This window comes from Pseudomonas sp. SAS7 (genome assembly GCF_052112345.1).
GTDB lineage: Bacteria > Pseudomonadota > Gammaproteobacteria > Pseudomonadales > Pseudomonadaceae > Aquipseudomonas > Aquipseudomonas putida_Q.
Map to the genome: position 1 here is coordinate 87599 of NZ_JBEGGO010000013.1, position 20000 is coordinate 107598.

General features: G+C 62.0%; 20 protein-coding genes and 1 tRNA gene. 12 read left to right on the forward strand and 9 right to left on the reverse strand.

The annotated features are described in order from the left end of the window. Positions 1 to 67: 67 nt before the first annotated feature. On the reverse strand, positions 68 to 541 hold the full coding sequence (locus ABI582_RS20515; RefSeq protein ID WP_338744926.1) for a peroxiredoxin: 474 nt from the start codon (positions 539 to 541) through the stop codon (positions 68 to 70). A gap of 11 nt (positions 542 to 552) precedes the next feature. Beyond that, positions 553 to 1116 carry a glycine cleavage system protein R gene (locus tag ABI582_RS20520; protein WP_016488638.1) on the reverse strand — a complete coding sequence of 188 codons (564 nt, stop codon included), beginning with the start codon at positions 1114 to 1116 and terminating at the stop codon, positions 553 to 555. A gap of 259 nt (positions 1117 to 1375) precedes the next feature. Between ABI582_RS20520 and dapA the strand changes: the two genes are divergently transcribed. The 5 genes from dapA to ABI582_RS20545 all read left to right on the forward strand — a co-directional run bounded on the left by dapA (position 1376) and on the right by ABI582_RS20545 (position 5081). After that, a complete protein-coding gene (dapA, locus tag ABI582_RS20525) occupies positions 1376 to 2263 on the forward strand; it encodes a 4-hydroxy-tetrahydrodipicolinate synthase (protein WP_338744925.1) in 888 nt (295 codons plus the stop codon). A 15-nt stretch (positions 2264 to 2278) separates the two neighbouring features. After that, on the forward strand, positions 2279 to 3400 hold the full coding sequence (gene bamC, locus ABI582_RS20530; protein WP_338744924.1) for an outer membrane protein assembly factor BamC: 1122 nt from the start codon (positions 2279 to 2281) through the stop codon (positions 3398 to 3400). Next, positions 3401 to 4159 (forward strand): MBL fold metallo-hydrolase, encoded by a 759-nt coding sequence (locus tag ABI582_RS20535; RefSeq protein ID WP_442120121.1) that lies wholly within the window; start codon positions 3401 to 3403, stop codon positions 4157 to 4159. 30 nt (positions 4160 to 4189) lie between these two features. Further along, positions 4190 to 4900 (forward strand): phosphoribosylaminoimidazolesuccinocarboxamide synthase, encoded by a 711-nt coding sequence (gene purC / locus ABI582_RS20540; protein WP_016498342.1) that lies wholly within the window; start codon positions 4190 to 4192, stop codon positions 4898 to 4900. Positions 4901 to 4991: 91 nt separating this feature from the next. Continuing rightward, a tRNA-Ser gene (locus ABI582_RS20545) sits at positions 4992 to 5081 on the forward strand. A gap of 53 nt (positions 5082 to 5134) precedes the next feature. Here the strand turns inward: ABI582_RS20545 and ABI582_RS20550 are convergent. Next, a complete protein-coding gene (locus ABI582_RS20550; RefSeq protein ID WP_060519570.1) occupies positions 5135 to 5407 on the reverse strand; it encodes a DUF3077 domain-containing protein in 273 nt (90 codons plus the stop codon). A 136-nt stretch (positions 5408 to 5543) separates the two neighbouring features. Then, positions 5544 to 5807 carry a hypothetical protein gene (locus ABI582_RS20555; RefSeq protein ID WP_442120122.1) on the reverse strand — a complete coding sequence of 88 codons (264 nt, stop codon included), beginning with the start codon at positions 5805 to 5807 and terminating at the stop codon, positions 5544 to 5546. Positions 5808 to 6280: 473 nt separating this feature from the next. Between ABI582_RS20555 and ABI582_RS20560 the strand changes: the two genes are divergently transcribed. Continuing rightward, positions 6281 to 6466: a hypothetical protein gene (locus ABI582_RS20560; protein WP_442120123.1), complete on the forward strand. Its 186-nt coding sequence runs from the start codon at positions 6281 to 6283 to the stop codon at positions 6464 to 6466. Between the two features lie 25 nt (positions 6467 to 6491). On the opposite strand, the gene ABI582_RS20565 is transcribed toward ABI582_RS20560, so the two are convergent. Beyond that, positions 6492 to 7109, reverse strand: coding sequence for a LysE family transporter (locus ABI582_RS20565; RefSeq protein ID WP_442120124.1), 618 nt, complete (start codon positions 7107 to 7109; stop codon positions 6492 to 6494). 500 nt (positions 7110 to 7609) lie between these two features. Here ABI582_RS20565 and ABI582_RS20570 point away from each other — a divergent pair, with 500 nt between their 5' ends. The 4 genes from ABI582_RS20570 (at position 7610) to ABI582_RS20585 (ending at position 12005) form a co-directional block, all read left to right on the forward strand. Then, on the forward strand, positions 7610 to 8470 hold the full coding sequence (locus tag ABI582_RS20570; RefSeq protein ID WP_338744921.1) for an SH3 domain-containing protein: 861 nt from the start codon (positions 7610 to 7612) through the stop codon (positions 8468 to 8470). Positions 8471 to 8478: 8 nt separating this feature from the next. Then, entirely contained in the window at positions 8479 to 10392 is a 1914-nt protein-coding gene (locus ABI582_RS20575; protein ID WP_442120125.1) for a hypothetical protein, read from the forward strand. A 10-nt stretch (positions 10393 to 10402) separates the two neighbouring features. Continuing rightward, positions 10403 to 11611, forward strand: a complete 1209-nt coding sequence (locus tag ABI582_RS20580) for a hypothetical protein (RefSeq protein ID WP_442120126.1) — start codon at positions 10403 to 10405, stop codon at positions 11609 to 11611. Positions 11612 to 11813: 202 nt separating this feature from the next. After that, positions 11814 to 12005 (forward strand): YhfL family protein, encoded by a 192-nt coding sequence (locus ABI582_RS20585; RefSeq protein WP_003254720.1) that lies wholly within the window; start codon positions 11814 to 11816, stop codon positions 12003 to 12005. A gap of 88 nt (positions 12006 to 12093) precedes the next feature. On the opposite strand, the gene ABI582_RS20590 is transcribed toward ABI582_RS20585, so the two are convergent. The 3 genes from ABI582_RS20590 to ABI582_RS20600 all read right to left on the reverse strand — a co-directional run bounded on the left by ABI582_RS20590 (position 12094) and on the right by ABI582_RS20600 (position 16308). Then, a complete protein-coding gene (locus ABI582_RS20590) occupies positions 12094 to 14535 on the reverse strand; it encodes a TonB-dependent siderophore receptor (RefSeq protein WP_442120127.1) in 2442 nt (813 codons plus the stop codon). Positions 14536 to 14807: 272 nt separating this feature from the next. Next, positions 14808 to 15773, reverse strand: coding sequence for a FecR domain-containing protein (locus tag ABI582_RS20595; protein ID WP_442120128.1), 966 nt, complete (start codon positions 15771 to 15773; stop codon positions 14808 to 14810). Between the two features lie 4 nt (positions 15774 to 15777). Further along, positions 15778 to 16308 carry a sigma-70 family RNA polymerase sigma factor gene (locus ABI582_RS20600; protein ID WP_442120129.1) on the reverse strand — a complete coding sequence of 177 codons (531 nt, stop codon included), beginning with the start codon at positions 16306 to 16308 and terminating at the stop codon, positions 15778 to 15780. Between the two features lie 332 nt (positions 16309 to 16640). On the opposite strand from ABI582_RS20600, the gene mqo reads away from it, so the two are divergent. Continuing rightward, positions 16641 to 18278, forward strand: a complete 1638-nt coding sequence (mqo, locus tag ABI582_RS20605) for a malate dehydrogenase (quinone) (protein WP_019473514.1) — start codon at positions 16641 to 16643, stop codon at positions 18276 to 18278. A 134-nt stretch (positions 18279 to 18412) separates the two neighbouring features. On the opposite strand, the gene ABI582_RS20610 is transcribed toward mqo, so the two are convergent. After that, positions 18413 to 18748 (reverse strand): ArsR/SmtB family transcription factor, encoded by a 336-nt coding sequence (locus ABI582_RS20610; RefSeq protein WP_442120130.1) that lies wholly within the window; start codon positions 18746 to 18748, stop codon positions 18413 to 18415. A 49-nt stretch (positions 18749 to 18797) separates the two neighbouring features. On the opposite strand from ABI582_RS20610, the gene xenA reads away from it, so the two are divergent. Beyond that, on the forward strand, positions 18798 to 19889 hold the full coding sequence (xenA, locus tag ABI582_RS20615) for a xenobiotic reductase XenA (protein WP_338744915.1): 1092 nt from the start codon (positions 18798 to 18800) through the stop codon (positions 19887 to 19889). Positions 19890 to 20000: the final 111 nt, after the last annotated feature.

Here is a 20000-nt window from a genome sequence, read left to right on the forward strand (position 1 = left end):
AGTCATGCGCAGTCCCTGTAGGAGCAGCCTTGTGCTGCGAATGGGCTGCAAAGCAGCCCCATCAATCTCAAGCCTTGTTCAAGGCTTGGGCTGCCGCCAATACGGCATCCACATGCCCTGGCACCTTCACCCCACGCCATTCCTGGCGCAGCACACCGTCCTTGTCGATCAGGAAGGTGCTGCGGTCAACGCCCATGTATTCCTTGCCGTACAACTTCTTCAGCTTGATCACGTCGAACAGCTGGCACAGGGCCTCGTCCTTGTCGCTGATCAGCTCGAACGGGAAGCCTTGCTTGGCCTTGAAGTTCTCGTGCGACTTGATGCCGTCGCGCGATACCCCGAACACCACGGTGTTGGCTGCGGCAAAGGCGTCGTGCTGGTCGCGGAACCCCTGGCCTTGGGTGGTGCAGCCCGGCGTGCTGTCCTTCGGGTAGAAATACACCACCACTTGCTGGCCTTTGAGCTCGGCCAGGCTGACGGTTTGCCCGCTGGTGGCCTGGGCCTCGAAGTCGGCAACGGGTTGGTCGAGTGCTACAGCCATGGTCGGTTTCCTTACATTGGGTTCTGTGGACGCCAAGGCTCGATCAGCGCATCGAGGTTCAGGGCGTCGGCAAAGTCCAGGAACTGGTCACGCAGCCAGCTGATCTGGGTGCCGGCCGGCAAGATCACCGTGAACTGTGCGTTGAGCATGCTGCTGCCGGTCTGCGGCGCCAGGTAGGTGTCGCAGGTCATGGCTTCAAGCTCGACGCGGTGATCGAGGAAGAACTGGCACAGCTCGTTGATGATGTCCGGGCGGTAGGCGGCGCTCACATAAGCCACGTAAGGCAGGGCCTGTGGGCGCACTTCCTGGTCGGCGCTGCGCACCACGTCCAGGGTCAGACCGTGTTTCTTGCCCAGGCCAGGCAGGGTGGATTCGAGGCGCGCCAGGGCGTCCCAGCTGCCGCCCACCTGCAGCACCAGGGCGCTGGTCTCGCCGTGGCGACTCAGGCGCGAGGTGACAACCGCGCAGCGGTTTTCGAAGGCAGCGCGGCTGAGGACGTTGGCCAGTTCCATGGGATTCGGTCCCAGGGCACTGATGACAAGGAATTGTTCGCGGACAGTGGTGGGGGTGGACATGCAGCATTCCTAAAACGATGAGCGGTCGGTGCAGGACGGCCAAAAGCCTCCTGTCGGCGGGGCCCGGGGCTCGCATGCGAGGTCTTGGACGCCGGCGGGGAGCAAGGTCGACGGCCCGGCGGGCCGCGCTGCACCGATCAAAGGGCCAAGGGTAGCGAAATAAGGCGCCGAGGGGAATGCTCCGCCCGCCTGCTTCGCTTGTGCAAGGTCGATGCCCCCAGTACCATTACCGCTCTCTTTTTCCGGCAGGAGCAGTTACATGATTGCGGGCAGTATGGTGGCATTGGTCACACCCATGGATGCACAAGGGCGTGTTGACTGGGGCAGCCTCGACAAACTTGTAGACTTCCACCTGGAAAACGGCACCCATGCGATCGTCGCTGTCGGCACCACCGGTGAGTCCGCCACGCTGGATGTCGAAGAGCACATCCTGGTCATCAAGCATGTGGTCGAGCGCGTCAAGCGCAGCAAGCAGCCGATCCCGGTGATCGCCGGCACCGGCGCCAACTCCACCGCCGAAGCCGTGCACCTGACCCAGAACGCCAAGAACGCCGGCGCCGACGCCTGCCTGCTGGTCGTGCCGTACTACAACAAGCCGACGCAAGAAGGCCTGTACCAGCACTTCAAGCACATTGCCGAAGCCGTCGACATTCCGCAGATCCTCTACAACGTACCCGGCCGCACCTCCTGCGACATGCAGGCCGAGACGGTGATCCGCCTGTCGACCGTGCCGAACATCATCGGCATCAAGGAAGCCACCGGCGACCTGGTCCGCGCCAAGGCCATCCTCGATGGCGTCAGCAAGGACTTCATCGTCTTGTCCGGCGACGACCCGACTGCCGTCGAGCTGATCCTGATGGGCGGCAAGGGCAACATCTCCGTTACTGCCAACGTCGCCCCGCGCGAAATGGCCGACCTGTGCGAGGCCGCCCTTGAGGGCAATGCCGAGAAGGCCCGCGCAATCAACGAAAAACTCATGCCGCTGCACAAAGACCTGTTCTGCGAAGCCAACCCGATCCCTGTGAAATGGGCGCTGGTCGAAATGGGCCTGATGCACAAAGGTATTCGCCTGCCACTGACCTGGCTGAGCGAAGGCTGCCACGAAAAAGTCCGTACTGCCTTGCGCCAGTCCGGCGTACTGGTTTAAGAGGAAGTACACCGCATGAAGCGACTGGCTGGTCTTTCCGCCCTTGCCCTGATTATCTCCAGCACCAGTGGGTGTGGCTGGCTGTGGGGCGAGGATGGCTATTTCCGCGACCGCGGCAGCGACTACCTGCAGGCGCACCCGACTGCGCCGATGCAGCTGCCGCAGGACGCCAGCAACGTCAAGCGCCTTGACCCGTTGCTGCCCATCCCGCGTAACGTCGCCGACGATAACGTCGCTGGCGAGTTCGAGGTGCCGCGCCCGCAACCGCTGACCGGTGGCGCCGCCCAGGTCACCGACTACAGCCTGCAACGCAGCGGCAGCAGCCGTTGGGTGCTGGCCCAGCATTCGCCTGCCGAGGTGTGGCCAGTGGCCCGCCAGTTCTTTGAGGACAACGGCTTCCGTATTGCTGAAGAGCGCCCGCAGACCGGTGAATTCAACACCACCTGGCAGCGTTTCGACGAGCTGTCGGCATCGCTTGGCCAACGCCTGGCCAGCACCGCCAGCAGCGGTGACAGCGAAGTGCGCGTACGTGTGCGCATGGAGCCTGGCGTGCAGCGCAACACCTCCGAGGTGTACGTGGTCAGCGTCGAGCGCCCGGCTGGCAGCACTGCCGAGCCAGATTTCCCGTCCACGTCCAGCAATACTGGCGCCGATGCGCTGCTGGTCGACGAAATGCTTGCCAGCATGAACCGCAGCGCCGAGAAGGGCGGTTCGGTGTCGCTGCTGGCCGCGCGCGATTTCGATGCGCCAAGCCGCGTCAGCCTCAGCGAAGACGGCAGCGGCAACCCGGTGCTGTACCTGGGCTCCGACCTGGATCGCGCCTGGTCTGGCGTGGGCCGTGCCCTGGAGCAGGGTGGCGAGTGGCGTGTCGAAGACATCAACCGCAGCCTGGGCCTGTACTACATCAACCTCTCGGAAAAGCCTGACGACAAGCAGAACCAGCCTGGCTTCTTCAGCCGCATGTTCGGCAGCGAGCCGACCAAGGAAGAGCGTGAAGCCCGTGCCGAGCGCTACCAGGTTCGCCTGAGCAAGGTGGGTGAGAGCGTGCAGGTCACGGTCGAGAAAAACATCAACACCGTGGCTCCGGCCGATGTCGCCCGCCGCGTGCTGAGCGCCATTCAGGACCACCTGGGCTAAGTGCGCTTCGCGGTACTCGGAAGCGGCAGCCAAGGGAACGGCACGCTGATCGCCAGTGGTGACACGTTCATCCTGGTCGATTGCGGCTTTTCGCTGCGCGAAACCGAGCGGCGCCTGGCGCTGCTCGGCGTTTCGGCGGCCCAGATCAGCGCGGTACTGGTCACCCACGAACATGCCGACCACGTGCATGGGGTCGGCTTGCTGTCACGGCGCTACAATGTACCGGTCTACCTCAGCCAAGGGACCTTGCGCGGCATGCGCAAGCCGGTGGAGGTGGCCGGTTTTCTCGCTTGTGGCCAAAGCCTGCGTATCGGCAGCCTGGAAGTGACCGCAGCGCGGGTCGAGCACGACGCCTACGAGCCGCTGCAATACGTGATCAGCGACGGCCAGCGGCGCTTCGGCATGCTGACCGACCTGGGCTCGTACGACGCACTGTTGCTGGAACGTTACCAGGGCCTGGATGCACTGCTGATCGAGGCCAACCACTGCCGCGACCTGCTGGCACGCGGTCACTACCCGGTCTTCCTGAAGCAGCGGGTAGGTGGCATGCAAGGGCATTTGAACAATCACCAGGCCGCGTGCCTGGTGCACGAGTTGGGCTGGAGCAACCTGCAACACCTGGTGCTGGCCCACCTCAGCAGCAAGAACAACCTGCCACACTTGGCCCGCCAGTGCTTCGTCGACACCTTAGGGTGCGACCCGGACTGGCTCCAGGTGGCGAATCAGGAACACGGGCTCGACTGGCGCGAAATCGCCTAGCCCAACACCTCAAGCAAGCGGAGCCCAATCATGGAAAAACGCGACGAACTCTACCGCGGCAAGGCCAAATCGGTTTACAAGACCGACGACGCCGACCGCTTGATCCTGCTGTTCCGTAACGACACTTCGGCGTTCGACGGCAAGCGTATCGAACAACTCGACCGCAAGGGCACGGTGAACAACAAGTTCAACGCCTTCATCATGCAGAAACTGGAAGAAGCCGGCGTGCCGACCCAGTTCGACAAGCTGCTGGGCGACAACGAGTGCCTGGTGAAGAAGCTGGACATGATCCCGGTCGAATGCGTAGTGCGTAACTACGCTGCCGGCAGCCTGGTCAAGCGCCTGGGCGTGGAGGAGGGCATCAAGCTGGAGCCGTCCACCTTCGAACTGTTCCTGAAAAACGACGAGAAGGGCGACCCCTTCATCAACGAATCCCACGTTGTCGCGTTCGGCTGGGGCACCGCCGAGCAGCTGGTCGAAATGAAAAAGCTGTCGCTGAAGGTCAATGAAGTGCTGACCAAGCTGTTCGATGACGCCGGCCTGCTGCTGGTCGACTTCAAGCTGGAGTTCGGCGTATTCCACGGCCAGATCGTGCTGGGCGACGAGTTCAGCCCGGACGGCTGCCGCCTGTGGGACAAAGAAACCCGCAAGAAGATGGACAAGGACCGCTTCCGTCAGGGCCTGGGCGACGTGATCGAAGCCTACGAAGAAGTTGCCAAGCGCCTGGGCGTGCCGCTGTAAGCGGCGCGTTCACGCAAGCGCCTGATACCACGCGATTTTTTTTAAAAAAAGGTTTGCGTTTTAAAAGAACGCTGGTATGATGCGCGGCATTGGAGAGATGCCGGAGTGGTCGAACGGGACGGATTCGAAATCCGTTGTACTGGCAACAGTACCTAGGGTTCAAATCCCTATCTCTCCGCCATACAAGATAAAGCCCCTGGAAGCGAAAGCTTCCAGGGGCTTTTTCGTTGTGCCTTACTTTTTCATCATCCCCAATTCAGCATCATCCAGCAGCGCCTTAGCCATCGCGCTGAGGTAGTGCGAGGCCCAGATCAGTTTCTGGTCGCCGTCCATCAGGCCGGTGATGATCAGGTCGCGCACGTAGCCCATCAGTTCGGATGCCTGTTCGCGGGCGTCCTGGCAGGGGATGCCGGGTTCGATGCGGAACAGCGGGTGGGTGTTGTTTTCGCCTTGGTAGAAGCAGGTCTTGCCGACTGTGGTGGGTTCTTGTGTGTTGTCGGTGGGCATTGATTTGTTTCCCTGGGTTCTGGGTTGCCTGGGCTGGCCTCTTCGCGGGTGAACCCGCTCCCACAGGTGCTGTGCAGTGCCTGAGGGCGGAGATAACCCTGTGGGAGCGGCTTTAGCCGCGAAGAGGCCTGGCCTGCTAGTGCAAGGTGTACGGTTCACTGGGTAAGTGCGACCGCATCTGCAATTGCATCAATGCCGACTCCACCAGGCTCTGTACCTCCTCCATTTCATGGATCACGGCCTGCATCACAATCGAGCTGTGGGCGGTAGGCTTGAGTTGTATGGGCTGGCGGGCCACGGATAGGGCGCAGAGTATGTACTCTGAGGACTGGACCAGTGTGTCTTGCAGAGCCTGGGTGGAATCGAGGGAGTAGGGTGGATCGGGGACCATCTTGCGCATGTAAGCTCCTTGGGTAGTGGAGCCGCCTGGCAACGCTGTCAAACGAATGGAGGCAGCTATACATGGGTTGACAGACCGGTACCCAAGGACCCGGCGCACACGAATGTGCCCCATGCACAGCTGCCATTAAGCGCTGCAACGGAAACTTGAGTAGTCGGCCTGTCAAAGCCGGTCGCTGATTTCACAACGACAAGCCGAGACTAGAGCGCGACCGAATCCGTCGCAACAGTTTGAGCGGGTTGCCAGTATGTTTGGGAAACTCCCTACAAGGAAGGGAATAATTCTGAGTTCAAGCTGTAGGACGGGGGCTGATTTGCAGTGCCCAAGGGCAAACGCTACCGAAATCTACTAATAGATAGCGAAAATCGCTAGACTTCGCTATCTATTGCTATAACCGTTTAGCGCGCGGTCCATGATGCTGCTTGGCTTGAGAGGGACGGGCAAGACGGTAATCTTGAACGAAGTCGGGAGCCATGTCGGAGCTTGGCCACGGGCCTTATGCGGTAGGTGATATCGCCAAGGCGATGGGCCGAACCCAATCTTCACCAGGCCCCACAAGAGCCAAGGTCATCGCCAAGGGCATGGCCTACAGCACCGATCATGGTGTGCTGGATTTCACCGTACCGCTTTTTGCAGAGTTTATGCGTCGCCAGGGTTGAGCCACAAACTGTGCCGCGGCCTTGCTCAGCGCATCGCCGCCAACTTGATACCAAACCCTACCAGACAAGCCCCCGCCAACCGCTCGAACAGGTTACTGATTCGTGGGTTGGCACGCATGCGTTCAGCCAACTGGTGCGTCAGCACCACGGCAATCAACCCATACACGAAGGTCACCACCGCCACCGTCGCAGCCATGAAGCCGAACGTCACCAGCCCCTGGTGCTTCACCGGGTCGACGAACAGCGGGAAAAACGCCATATAGAACATGATCGCCTTGGGGTTGAGCAGGGTGATCATCATGGTCTGGCGCAGGTACTGGCCGTTGTCCATGCGGCAGGTGTGTGCTGCACCACCGGGTTTGCTCAGGAGCATGCGCAGGCCCAGGTAAGCCAGGTACGCGGCACCGGCCCATTGCACCATGTGGAAGGCCGTGGGGTACGTGGCCAGCAGGGTGGCAACGCCCGCTACTGCCAGCCACAGCAGCACCTGGTCACCCACGATCACTCCAAGTGTCGCGGCCAGGCCGGCCTTTATACCGCCTTTGCCGGTGGCGGTGATCAGGGCGAAATTGCCCGGGCCGGGGATGGCCAGAAGAATGATGAAGGCGATGACGAATGCGCCGTAGTCGGTGACGCCGAGCATGGTGAGTTCCTGTTGGGCAATACGAAGGCAGTGCCCTGAACTATCGTCGGCAAAGGCTCGCTTTACAACCCAGTCGAGCGATTGGCTGGCCTCTTCGCGGGTGAACCCGCTCCCACAGGGACTGTGCAGTGCCTGAGGGCGGAGAGGCAGGGGTGCAAACGCTGCCGGCTTGTACTCGTAGATCACACCGGCTTCTCGCAACATTTTGTCTTGAACTGTCAATGGCACCTTGCGCTACAATGCGCCCTCTACAAGCCCCTCACGCCCAGGCCAAACGCCGTAATGATTACGTGCGCTGGGCGGTGACCTCTTCCTGACATGGATTCGTTGGATGCTTCGCGCCGTACTGGTATGCCTCTGCGCCCTTCGCTCGACGGTTGGATTGCCGTTCGTGGCCAGTGCTGCTCTCTCACCCCAAAAACCGCACAACTATGAATGCTGCCGCCAACTATTGGCTGCGGTACGCGGCTGTGCGCCCCACCGAAAATGGAGTGCTCCACTTGCGTAAGAAATTCGTCGCGTCCCTTCTGGCGGTCGCCATCGCCTCTACCACGGCCTGTGCACAGCTCGGGATCAGCAAAGAGCAAGCGGGCACCGTGATCGGCGGCCTGGCCGGTGTGGCCATCGGCTCGACCATGGGCAGCGGCAACGGCAAGATCGCCGCAGCCCTGATCGCCGGAGGCATCGGTGCCTACGTGGGCAACCGCATCGGCCACATGCTGGACGAGAAGGACCAGCAGGCCCTGGCGCTGCGCACCCAGGAAGTGCTGAGCCAGCAGCAGACCACTGCCAGTACCCAGCCAGTGACCTGGAAGTCTGACCACTCGGGCGCCACCGCCCAGATTGTGCCGGGCAAGGAATACACCCAGACCAAAAAGGTTGAGGTCAAGCGTGCGCCGAAGATTCAGGCGGTGCCGTCGATGAAGCTGATCAACGAGCCATACGTGACCATCAGCGACAACCTTAACGTGCGCGCCGCCCCTAACCAGACTGGCGAAAAAGTCGGCAGCCTGAAGAACCATACCGAGTTCACTGCCGTCGGCTCCACTGGCGACTGGATCCTGGTCGGGCGCAAGGGCGTGACCGTGGGTTACGTGCACAAGAACTATGTCGAGCCCAAGGCGCAGGCCTTGGCCAAACGCGTGACGCCAGCGGTGAACCTGGACGAGCTGGATGTTGCCGCCAGCAAGGAAACCCAAGGCTTCGACCTGGATTCGGTGCAGTCGCTGCCGACCGAAACGGTCGCCGCCGAAGCTGCATGCCGCCCGGTCACTGTCAGCCTGAAGTCGCAAAGCGGCCAGACCGAGCAAGAGCAGAACACCTTCTGCAAACAAGCCAACGGCACCTGGGAACTGATCTGAGGAACTCCATGAAAAAGCACGCGCTCGCGCTGGCTGTGATCGGCGCTTGTGGTCTGGTACCGCAGGCGTTCGCCCACGAGCTGGCCTTCTCGAAGAAAGAAAACATCAAGGTCGAAGTGCCAGGGGATGCCACCACGTGGTGCAAACCCGAGGTTGAACTGACCATCACCCGCCCGGCCTGGGACAACCAGGAACTGCTGTCGGGGTTGCTGACCAAGCTGCCGTTCGTGTTCGCCAAGGATTGCTCAACTGCCAAGGTGAGCTGGAAGGCGGTTGATGCCAAGGGTAACCTCTACGCCAGCGGCTCGGGCAATGCCGGCAACCTGGGCCTGGTGACTTTGGCTGCCGCGCCGGCTGCACCAGCCGCCGCTGCTGCCCAGGCGCCCACCCAGGCAGCACCTGCTGCACCGGCCCCGGCACCCGCTGCTTCGGCAGAAGCCCCGGCCGCCGCAGCCGCTGCGCCAGCCCCAACCGCTGAGCCGGCCCCTGCGGTCGTTGAAGCAGCGCCGGCGAAAGCAGAAGCAGCCCCAGTCCCAGCCCCAGCCCCAGCCCCGGCCCCGGACGTTGCCGCAGCACCTGCGCCCGCCCCTGCCGCCGAAGCGCCGGCAGCAGCCCCCGTCGTTCCGCCCGTCCCTGCACCTGCCGCTGCAGTCGCCGCTGCCCCCACGTCGGACTTCGGTCGCGCCGTGGTGCTGGAGAACCGCAACCTGATGCAGGTGACGGACGGCGCTGGCTGCAAATGGGTGCTTAGCCGCGAGATCATCAGCAACGGCGACACCCTGTCGTTCGGCACCACCCCGGCCATGCCGTGCCCGGCGTCCGGCTTTGGTGAAGGCAGCTTCGAAAAAATCAGCTGGAAGGCCGTGGGTACCTACCGTGGCGATAACTGGAACCGCGTATACGCCCACCCGAGCGGCTTGATCTTCAACAAGAACCTCGAGCCTGCGGTAAAGGACAAAGCCGTTTCCTACCTCACGGCGCAAGCAGACCAGGCCGCGTTCCTGGTCGGCGAAATCCCCAGCCGGCAGATGAAGGTGTACCTGACGTTCACCCGTTCCAGCTACGGTGTACTGCGCCCGTTCAGCAGCGACCCTTACTACGTGGCGGTTACCCCGGACGAGTCGTTCGCCCTGGACGCGGCCAAGTACAAGGAAGCCGCGCTGGAAATTTTCGACCTGATCAAGGCCACCTCGCCGACCACCACCGACGTGGCCAACCTGTTCATCGTCAAGGACCTGTCGGCGATTTCGAACAACATCTGGGGTAACGATGCCCAGAAGATCACCCGCAACCGCATCGGCATCAACCGCCAAGGGCTGTTCTTCGATGTGCGCGATGGTGCGAACTGGGCGGTTCAGCGTGAGCAGCAGCGTGTGCGTGAAGAGCGTCAGCGCCAGCAGGAACTGGCCCGCGTGCACACCCGGGTGCTGGAGCGTTACCAGCAGTTGCAAGACGGCATGAGCGACTTCAAGGGGCGCGAAACCGAGGCCCTGGCGCAGATGGCCGGTATCAAGGTGCGCTTCGCTTCGCCGCTGGCGCAGCAAGACCCTGCGACGTCGGCCCGCGTGGCGCCGATGATGGTGCACGTTACCGGCAAGAAAGGCGACTTCTACACCATCGACTTCCCGAGCAAGGGCCGTCTGGTCGCCGACGAGGAATACGGCGAAGGCTGGTACGTGACCCAGGTGGCGAACGCCACGCCGTACTACCCGCTGGACGATGGCCGCGCCGTGCCTACCTACCGCGCCTATAGCGTGGGTGAGCCCGAGGCCTGCAAGCAGGACCACTGTGCCGACCGTGTGTCGTTCGGTGCCGTGCTGGCCAAGGAATTCCCCAACGCCGGTATCGATTTCAGCTGGACCCCCGAGGTCTCCCAAAAGTACGTGAACGACTGGAACAACGCTTCCGCGATGGTCCAGTGAGGCAAACACCATGATCAAACAGATGAACAAGAAGCAGCTGCTGATTGGCGGTGTTGCCGCGGCGGTGCTGGTGCTCGGCGGTGGCTATGCCATGGTTGCCAGCTCGGGCAAGAAGGCTGCGCTGGCCTACTACGAGGACTTCAAGGAGCGCTACTTCCTTGAGGATGTGCTGTCCGAGGGCGATATTTCCTACTCGGCGTTCTCTGGCAACCTGACTGTCGCCGACCCCGAAATCCGCAAGGCAGCCGCGCAGACCAATGGCGCGCAGCAGTTCATGCGCGGGCTGACCAGCCTGATGGAATCCGCACGCGGTGGTTCGCCGGAAGAAGGCCTGGCGGGTTGGGCCAAGTACCAGCTCAACGTCAGCCGCAATGTTGCCGGCATTTACCTGAAGGCTGATGCGCTGAAGCTGTCCCACGACGGTGACAGCAAGGACGGTAGCATTCACATCCAGCTGGTGGGCATGCAGATGGCCAACCCCTTCGTTGCCAGCAAGGGCGCTGAGGTGGTGCTGGTGGCTGATGTCAGCGACGAAATCCAGCCACGCGCAGAGCTGGCCGCCAATGGCCGCGCCACTGAGTCGAGCTTCGACTGGGGTGCCAACATGGCGGTGCGCCAGCCGTTGACTGGCGCGTTCCTGGTCAGCAGTACGGGCGATTTTGGCACCACGGTTGACCTGGACTTCAGCATCAAGCGTTCAAGTGACGGTGAAGGCTCGATGGAGTTTGTGGTGACCCACCGTAACGACGGCTCCAAGGTGGGTGAGATCGTGCGCAGGGCAGACTTCGAGTCGCTGCCGGAGCTGGACGATGTCGAATCCCAGCTCAAGAGTGCGCTTAGCGCCATGCTGATTGGTGCATACAGCCCGTACACCGGTCAGGCGGTATTGGCCGAAGCGGTGAGTGGTTTTGCGCGCAAGGCCAAGGTTGAGAACTACTCGGTGAGCTACAGCGGCTTCAAACCGCTGAAAGAGGCTTACAGTGCCTTCCAGGAAACTGTACCGAAGGCGAAGTTCGCAGCCTTCTGTGAAGAGGTTGGCCTGTCGTCGTGGAGCAGTGATTTCGGCGCCAAGGGCAAGAACCACAACGACTCGGAATGTGCCATCGGGCAGAAACTGGTCGAGGAAGGCAAGTTCGAAGAGCAGTACACCTTCAAGGAAGGCAAGAGCCTGTTTGCAGCGTTGTTCGTGAGCAAGGCGTATCAGCTGGAAACCAATTGATTGGGTGATTGCTGATTGAAGAAGCCCCGGGAACCATGAGTTGCCGGGGCTTTTTATCGCAACTGACTATGGGGCAGCCACTTTTCAGTTGCACGCTTGCAACGAACTTGTGCCACGCACGGCTTGGATCCAATGCTGGGAATCTGTATGATCCCGCGGCCATCAGACGATGGCCGAAGATGATTCATTTAAAGGACTTTGTATGAAAAAGCTGTTCAAGGCCACCGTAGCCGTTGCTGTTGTCTCGGGTGTTGCCCTGCTGTCGGGTTGCACTGGCCAGGTTTACAATCAACCGAAAAACTGCACTTACGACTACCTGTTCCACCCTTCGGTTTCCATCTCCAAGATCATCGGTGGCTGCGGCCCGATCGATAAACTGCCTCAGCAGCAGTAATCTTGGCGGTACCCTGATCGCGACGCTTGCGACGTGATCCAAGGCCCCCGGTCATGTAAATGGCCGGGGGCTTTTGTTTGTGGGCCACTTACCAGCGCAGCGACACGGTTCCCAGCAGCGTGCGCTCTTCACCCCAGTAGCAACGGCCGGCGTTGTTGCAGCCTGCCACATACTCTTTGTCGAACAGGTTGCGGGCGTTGACTTCGACCGACCAGTTTTCGTCGATTTCATAGCCCACTTTGGCATCCACCAGCGTCACGTCACCGGTATCCAGCTTGCCGTACAGGCTAGCCGGGGTATAGGCGAAGGTACTGTCGAAGTGGCGCACGCCGCCACCGATCTGCAAGCCTTTGAGCAGGCCGTCACGGAAGCGGTAGGTGCTCCATACCGACGCCTGGTTGCGTGGCACACCGGTCATCTGGTGGTCTTCATACAGCGACCCGGCCACATCCTTGGTAATACGCGAGTCGGTGTAGGTGTAGGCAGCGGTGAGGTTGAGGTTTTCGCTCAGGTCGCTGTTAAGTTCCAGCTCCACGCCCTTGGCCCGGCTGGCACCGATCTGGCGGTAGTCACCCACGGCGGAATCGAACAGTACGTCGTCTTTCTTGCGCAGGTCGTACACAGATGCGGTGAAGGCAGTGTTCCAGCCTTTCGGCTCGTACTTGATACCCCCTTCGTACTGCTCGCTGGTGGTGGGGTCCAGCGGGCCGCTCTTGCTTTCGGTCTGCTGGGTCGGGGCGAAGGCGGTGGAGTAACTGAAGTACGGCGACAGGCCGTTTTCGAACTGGTACATCACCCCGGTCTGCCAGGTGAACTTGCTGTCCCAGCTGTCCATGTCGGCTTGTGCGTTGAGGGTACCGGCCTTGTTGCGGAACTGGCTGTTGACCCGGTCCAGGCGCCCGCCCAGCAGCAACACCCAGTTGTCCACCTTGGTTTGCAGCTGGCTGTAAAGGCCATACATGGTCTGATCCAGCAGCGCGTTCTGTACATGCAAGGGCGTGCTCGGCTTGCCGTTCCAGACCGGGTCGAACACATTGATGGTGCCGCCGTTGCCCGCGTCCCAATCCTGGTTGAACGACGTGCGGTCCAGGCTCGCACCGATCAGGAAGGTGTGGTCGAACGCGCCGCTGGTGAAGTGGCCTTCGAACTGGTTGTCCAGCGAGTAGGCGATGGACTTGTTGTAGCGGTCGTAGGCCGTGTTGCTCAGGGTGGTGCCGAAGCCGCCGTTGTTCAGGCTGCCTGGCCACATTTCCTGGCGGTCGATGCGCGACTGCATGTAGCGCGAGTTCTGGCGGAACTGCCAGGTGTCGTTGAAGCGGTGGCTGAACTCGTAGCCCAGGCTCCAGGTTTCCCGCTCGAAGTTGTCCCAGTCCGGGTTGCCGGACAGCTGGTCCTTGTCGATCTTGCCGTTGGGGTTGTGCAGCAGGGTGCCGGCGGCCGGGTAACCAAGCTCCATCAAGGTGCGGTCGCGCTGGTAGGTGGCCAGCACGGTCAGGCTGTTGAAGTCGTCGAAGTTCAACGTCAGTGATGGCGCGATGTACATGCGGTCGTCGGGCTGATGGTCGACCTGAGTGTCGGCCTTGCGCCCCATCATCACCAGGCGGCCGAGAACATTGCCCTCATCGGTCAGCGGGCCGGAAACGTCGACGCCCAACTGGCGGCGGTTGTGCGAGCCGTAGCTCAGTTGCACTTCGCCGCGCGCTTCGGCAGTAGGCCGCTTGCTGACCAGGTTGACCACGCCACCCGGGGCGTTTTCGCCATACAGGATCGAAGTCGGGCCGCGGAACACTTCCACCCGCTCCAGGCCGTAGGGTTCGCTGCTGGTGTCGTAGCGGTTGCCCTGCACCCGCAGGCCATCGCGCAGCAGGCCATAGCCATAGTCGGTGGCGTTGAAGCCGCGGATGAAGAACAGGTCACCCGCTTGGCCATCCCCGCCGGCAAACGGCGGGGAGAAAATACCTGGTACATAGCCCAGCACCTCGGTGAGGGTTTGCGATTGCTGGTCATCCATGCGCTGGCGGGTTACCACCGATACCGAGCGCGGGGTGTCGGCCAGGGCGCTGCTGGTTTTGCTGGCGGTGGCACTGGCGACTGCGCGGTAGCCGCTATCGCCTTGGCCGTTGCTGGCGAGCAGGGTAGCGGCGTTGATCGACGTGGCATCCAGTTGCAGGGCGGTGCCATCGGCAAGCGGTTGCAGCACATAACCCGCGCTACCTTGGGGCACGGCTTGCAGGCCACTGCCCTGCAGCAGCCGGGCCAAGCCTTGGGCGACGCTGTAGTGGCCTTGCAGCCCCGGGCTGGTCTTGCCGGCGGCCAGTTCGTTGCTGCCGGCCAGGTAGATGCCGGCCTGGCTGCTGAACTGGTTGAGGGCGCTGGTGAGCGAGCCGGGTGCGATGTTGAAGCGGGTTTCGGCGTTGGCTGCCTGTTCGGCGTGGGCCTGGCTGGATGGCAACAGCAGTGGGGCGGCGGCGCACAGCGAGAGGGGCGCGGCAAGTGCCAGGCGAAGCGCGGGGTGGAAGGGCGTCGGCATGCTGGTCTCTGGGATCGGAAGGGTGAGTTGGGAGGGCTATGCCGGGTTAACCGAACGAGATTGGAAAAAGGGAACTGGTTTGGCAGATTTTTTATGGGTTGGCGCTGATGTACGTGGGTAGCACCATCACTCAGGCTTCCGCGTTTCTGTGTAGGAGCAGCCTTGTGCTGCGAAGAGGCCACTGCAGCCAAGATAATCTTTAGCCTTACCGGCCTCTTCGCAGCGCAAGGCTGCTCCTACAGGGGTTGTGTTTGCCTTGAAACAGGTGCCAATCAGGCAGGCTCGACTGTGACCCACCAAGGTGTCAGCCGCTGCACCCGCACCGGCAATGCCGCTTGCAACAACTCCAGTGCCCGGTCGGTATCGTTGAGCGGGAAGGCACCCATCACCGACAGTTTGGCGACATCCGGGTGCCAACCCAGGTGCCCGTGGCGATAGCGCCCCAGCGTTTGCAGCAAATGCGCCAATGGCATGTCTTCGGCATTGAGGCGGTGGTAAATCCACGATTCGCCGGCGCTTTGGGCCGGGCGAGTGTTGCTGATTGCCTGAGCGCTGAAGTCCACCTGCTGGCCCGCTGGCACGATACAGCGCTCGCCGCTTTGAGCCGTGCACACCTCCACGGCGCCGGCGTATACATCCAGCCGGGTATTTTCGCCCAGCTGGCAAACTGCAAAGCGTGTTCCCAGCGCCTGCATGCGCCCTTGGGCAGTGTCGACGAAGAACGGGCGGCGCTGGTCGTGGGCGGTTTCCACCAGCAGCTCGCCAAAACGCAGCCGCAGTACCCGGCTGAGGGTGGAAAACTCCATGTCCACGGCGCTCTGCGCCCCCAGCCACAACTGGCTGCCATCGGCCAGACGGGTTTGGCGGGTTTCACCGATGCCGGTGGCCATGTCGGCATCCCAGCCCGACAAAGGAGCACCGTGCCACGCCCGCCAGCCAAGCAGCGAGCTGGCGCCAAGCACCAGCAGCGACTTGAGCCCGGTGCGCCGGCTGAAGCGACGCGCGTCGTGCTCGCGCAGTGCCCGGCCCGCAGCGGCGCCTTCGGCTTGCAACGGGGCAAAACGCTGGCCGACCCGTTGCACATAGTGCCAGGCCGCCTGATGGTCGCCGTGCTGGTCAAACCAGTGTTGCCACTGCGTGTGCAACTGCGGTGCGGCGTTTTCGTCCTGCAACTGCACGTACCAGTGCGCGGCCTGCTGCAGGCTGGCGTGGCTGAGTTTTTGCGCGGGCGCGGTCATGGCGTCACTCCACCAACAAGCCGTCGAGTTCGGCTTCAAGAATGGCGCAATGCAGGAACGCCTGGGCCAGGTACTTCTTGATCATACGTTCGCTCACCCCGATGTGTGCGGCAATATCGCGGTAGGCCAGGCCATCGATCTGCGCCAGCAGGAATGCCTGGCGCACCTTGCTCGGCAAACGCAGCAGCATGGTGTCCACCTCGTGCAGGGTCTCGACAATGATCGCGCGCTGTTCGGGGGAGGGTTGCAGTGCCTCGGGCTGCAAGGCCAGCTGCTGCAACCAGGCCTGTTCCAGCTTTTGCCGGCGCCAGTGGTCCACGCACAGGCCGCGGGCGATGGTCGCCAGGTACGAGCGCTCGCCGCGTTCACCGTCAAACTGCCTAGGGCGGTTGAGGATGCGCACGAAGGTGTCCTGCACCAGGTCGGCGGCATCGCAGCGGCTGCCTAACCGGCGGTACAGAAAGCCGAGCAACCAGCGCGAGTGGCTGTGGTACAGGGTATGGAGCGAGGTGTTCAACTCTGGGATCGAAACCACGGCGGCATCCGGCGCGAGCGCATAATGGTGCGAATGAGAAATGATCGCAATAGTAGGGGCGCCGAGAGAATACTGCAATCACTGCAAAGCTTGCGGGTATGCCCTGGGACAACCCGTCACCTTGACGCGAGGACCGGCAATTTGTTTGCGCTGGCATTTCGGATACAATCAGAAAAACGATTCAGCCCTGTCGGTCAATTCGACAAAAGGCCGAGTCGTTTTCTGGTTCTCTGGCTGCCGAACAATGATCAACAACAAGCCTGCGCTGAAGAACACGGAACACCTGGGCCAGCCACAGGCCCTCCCTCCGTTCTCCTGACTGGAATAGATCAATGTTCAAGAAAGCTGGCAAGACCTTGCTGGGTCTGGCTGTCGCTGCGAGCTTCATGCAAGCGCACGCCGCAGAAACCAAAAAAGTAGATGTGCTGCTGGTCGGCGGCGGCATCATGAGCTCCACCCTGGCTGTGTGGCTGCACGAGCTGGAGCCAAGCTGGTCGATGGAGATGGTCGAGCGCCTGGACGGCGTGGCTGAAGAAAGCTCCAACGGCTGGAATAACGCCGGTACCGGCCACTCCGCGCTGGCCGAGTTGAACTACACCCCGGAAGACAAAGACGGCAACGTCAATATCTCCAAGGCCATCGAAATCAACGAAGCCTTCCAGATCTCCCGTCAGTTCTGGGCCTGGCAGGTTCGCCAGGGCGTGCTGAAGAACCCGCACTCGTTCATCAACACCACTCCGCACATGAGCTTCGTGTGGGGCGATGACAACATCAAGTTCCTGAAAAAGCGCTACGACGCGCTGCAGGCCAGCCCGCTGTTCCGCCCGATGCAGTACTCCGAGGACCACGCGCAGATCGCCAAGTGGGTCCCGCTGATGATGGAAGGGCGCGACCCGAACCAGAAGCTGGCCGTGACCTGGACGCCAATCGGCACCGACGTCAACTTCGGCGAGATCACCCGCCAGATGGTCGGCCACCTGAAGACCCAGGACAAGTTCGACCTGAAGCTGTCCAGCGAAGTGCAGGACATCACCCGCAACAAGGACGGCTCCTGGCACGTCGAGTACAAGAACCTGAAGGACGGTACCGAATCGGCTACCGACGCCAAGTTCCTGTTCATTGGTGCCGGCGGTGGCGCACTGAAGCTGCTGCAGAAGTCGGGCATTCCTGAAGCCAAGGAATACGCAGGCTTCCCGGTGGGCGGCTCGTTCCTGGTGACCGAGAACCCGACCGTGGCCATGCAGCACATGGCCAAGGCCTACGGCATTGCCTCGACCGGCGCGCCACCCATGTCGGTACCGCACCTGGACACCCGCGTGCTGGACGGCAAGCGCGTGATCCTGTTTGGCCCGTTTGCCACCTTCTCGACCAAATTCCTGAAGAACGGCTCGTATCTGGACCTGCTGAGCAGCACCACCACTCACAACGTGTGGCCGATGACCAAGGTCGGTATCGAGCAGTACCCGCTGGTGGAGTACCTCGCTGGCCAGCTGATGCTGTCTGACGATGACCGCTTCGAAGCCCTGCGCACCTACTTCCCGAATGCCAAGAAGGAAGACTGGCGCCTGTGGCAGGCCGGCCAGCGTGTGCAGATCATCAAGCGTGATGCCGAGAAGGGCGGCGTGCTGAAGCTAGGTACCGAAGTGGTCGCGTCCGAAGACCGTACCATTGCCGGCCTGCTGGGCGCTTCGCCAGGTGCTTCGACTGCTGCGCCGATCATGCTGAACGTGCTGGAAACCGTGTTCAAGGAGAAGGTCGCTACCCCAGAGTGGCAGGCCAAGATCAAGCAGATCGTGCCGAGCTATGGCACCAAGCTGAACGATTCGGCAGCGGCCACCCAGAAAGAGTGGAACTACACCGCTGAAGTGCTGCAGCTGGAGAAACCGCCAGTGATCGACGCCAGCGTTGACTTCGGTGGCGCTGCGAGCGAGCCGGTTGAAAGCAAGCCTGAGAACGACATGGCGCTGTAATCGGCCATTGTTGTGAAAGAAGCCACGGGGGAAACCTCGTGGTTTTTTTTTTGCCTGTTAGGACCTTGCCGCGGCGGTTCGACGCATTGATGGGCCCACGGGTTCATCACTATCCCCAGGGCCTGCGGCAAAAATCATCTCTGGCGCAGGATGCACTCCAGCAGCCCGGGAAAACGCTCGCCCAGCATTTCGCTGCGCAATGAATTCATATGGGTCGTCCCCACATTGCGGGTATGCACCAACCCCGCATCACGGAGCACGCGGAAGTGGTGCGACATGCTCGACTTGGGCCGCCCCCCGTCCAGCTCGCCACAACTGGCCTCGGCAACGCCGGCCAGATGGCGGACGATTTCCAGGCGCACGGGGTCGCTGAGCGCATAGAGCAGGCGTTCAAGGATCAGGTCTTCAGCGTCGGGATGTTTATAGGCTCGCATGGCCGACATGATAACGGGGGTTTCACTAATTGCCATAGTTCGATTATGATCGAACAACAGTATTCAGATGAACCCGGAGTTTCCCATGTCCGCACTGTTCGAACCCTACAGCCTCAAAGACGTCACCCTGCGTAACCGCATTGCCATTCCGCCGATGTGCCAATACATGGCCGAAGACGGCATGATCAACGACTGGCACCACGTGCACCTGGCCGGCCTGGCCCGTGGCGGTGCCGGGCTGCTGGTGGTCGAGGCCACTGCGGTGGCACCGGAAGGGCGCATCACCCCCGGTTGTGCCGGTATCTGGAGCGATGCTCACGCCCAGGCATTCGTACCGGTGGTGCAGGCCATCAAGGCCGCAGGTTCCGTGCCGGGCATTCAGATCGCCCACGCCGGGCGCAAGGCCAGCGCCAACCGCCCGTGGGAGGGTGACGACCACATCGCCACCGACGACGCGCGCGGCTGGGAAACCATTGCCCCGTCCGCCATTGCCTTTGGCGCGCACCTGCCGAAAGTGCCACGCGAAATGACGCTGGGCGACATCGCCCGGGTCAAGCAGGACTTCGTCGATGCCGCCCGCCGGGCGCGTGATGCCGGCTTCGAATGGATCGAACTGCACTTTGCCCATGGCTACCTGGGCCAGAGCTTCTTCTCCGAGCACTCCAACAAGCGGACCGACGCCTACGGTGGCAGCTTTGACAACCGCAGCCGCTTCCTGCTGGAAACCCTGGCTGCGGTGCGTGAAGTGTGGCCAGAAAACCTGCCGCTGACCGCGCGCTTTGGTGTGCTGGAATACGATGGCCGCGACGAGCAGACCCTGGATGAGTCGATCGAACTGGCGCGCCGCTTCAAGGCAGGCGGCCTGGACCTGCTGAGCGTGAGTGTCGGTTTCACCATCCCCGAGACCAACATCCCGTGGGGCCCGGCGTTCATGGGGCCGATTGCCGAGCGTGTGCGCCGCGAGGCGAAGCTGCCGGTGACTTCGGCGTGGGGCTTTGGCACACCGCAGCTGGCTGAGGCCGCGTTGCAGGCAAACCAGCTGGACCTGGTTTCGGTAGGGCGTGCGCACCTGGCCGATCCGCACTGGGCGTACTTCGCGGCCAAGGAACTGGGGGTGGAGAAAGCCTCCTGGACCTTGCCGGCGCCGTATGCGCACTGGCTTGAGCGCTATCGCTGAGGCTTGGAGGGGCTGCCATGCAGCCCATTCGCGGCACAAGGCCGCTCCTACAGGATAACGCGTGCTCTTTGTAGGAGCGGCCTTGTGCCGCGAATGGGCCGCCCGGCGGCC

What these genes read in the sequence shown, in the direction of transcription:
- xenA (WP_338744915.1), top strand. Translation starts at nt 18,798, where the DNA reads ATGTCCGCACTGTTCGAACCCTACAGCCTCAAAGACGTCACCCTGCGT.
- purC (WP_016498342.1), top strand. Translation starts at nt 4,190, where the DNA reads ATGGAAAAACGCGACGAACTCTACCGCGGCAAGGCCAAATCGGTTTAC.
- ABI582_RS20585 (WP_003254720.1), top strand. Translation starts at nt 11,814, where the DNA reads ATGAAAAAGCTGTTCAAGGCCACCGTAGCCGTTGCTGTTGTCTCGGGT.
- bamC (WP_338744924.1), top strand. Translation starts at nt 2,279, where the DNA reads ATGAAGCGACTGGCTGGTCTTTCCGCCCTTGCCCTGATTATCTCCAGC.
- ABI582_RS20580 (WP_442120126.1), top strand. Translation starts at nt 10,403, where the DNA reads ATGATCAAACAGATGAACAAGAAGCAGCTGCTGATTGGCGGTGTTGCC.
- ABI582_RS20515 (WP_338744926.1), bottom strand. Translation starts at nt 541, where the DNA reads ATGGCTGTAGCACTCGACCAACCCGTTGCCGACTTCGAGGCCCAGGCC.
- ABI582_RS20595 (WP_442120128.1), bottom strand. Translation starts at nt 15,773, where the DNA reads ATGACCGCGCCCGCGCAAAAACTCAGCCACGCCAGCCTGCAGCAGGCC.
- ABI582_RS20590 (WP_442120127.1), bottom strand. Translation starts at nt 14,535, where the DNA reads ATGCCGACGCCCTTCCACCCCGCGCTTCGCCTGGCACTTGCCGCGCCC.
- ABI582_RS20610 (WP_442120130.1), bottom strand. Translation starts at nt 18,748, where the DNA reads ATGGCAATTAGTGAAACCCCCGTTATCATGTCGGCCATGCGAGCCTAT.
- ABI582_RS20520 (WP_016488638.1), bottom strand. Translation starts at nt 1,116, where the DNA reads ATGTCCACCCCCACCACTGTCCGCGAACAATTCCTTGTCATCAGTGCC.
- ABI582_RS20565 (WP_442120124.1), bottom strand. Translation starts at nt 7,109, where the DNA reads ATGCTCGGCGTCACCGACTACGGCGCATTCGTCATCGCCTTCATCATT.
- ABI582_RS20560 (WP_442120123.1), top strand. Translation starts at nt 6,281, where the DNA reads ATGTCGGAGCTTGGCCACGGGCCTTATGCGGTAGGTGATATCGCCAAG.
- ABI582_RS20575 (WP_442120125.1), top strand. Translation starts at nt 8,479, where the DNA reads ATGAAAAAGCACGCGCTCGCGCTGGCTGTGATCGGCGCTTGTGGTCTG.
- mqo (WP_019473514.1), top strand. Translation starts at nt 16,641, where the DNA reads ATGTTCAAGAAAGCTGGCAAGACCTTGCTGGGTCTGGCTGTCGCTGCG.
- dapA (WP_338744925.1), top strand. Translation starts at nt 1,376, where the DNA reads ATGATTGCGGGCAGTATGGTGGCATTGGTCACACCCATGGATGCACAA.
- ABI582_RS20550 (WP_060519570.1), bottom strand. Translation starts at nt 5,407, where the DNA reads ATGCCCACCGACAACACACAAGAACCCACCACAGTCGGCAAGACCTGC.
- ABI582_RS20555 (WP_442120122.1), bottom strand. Translation starts at nt 5,807, where the DNA reads ATGCGCAAGATGGTCCCCGATCCACCCTACTCCCTCGATTCCACCCAG.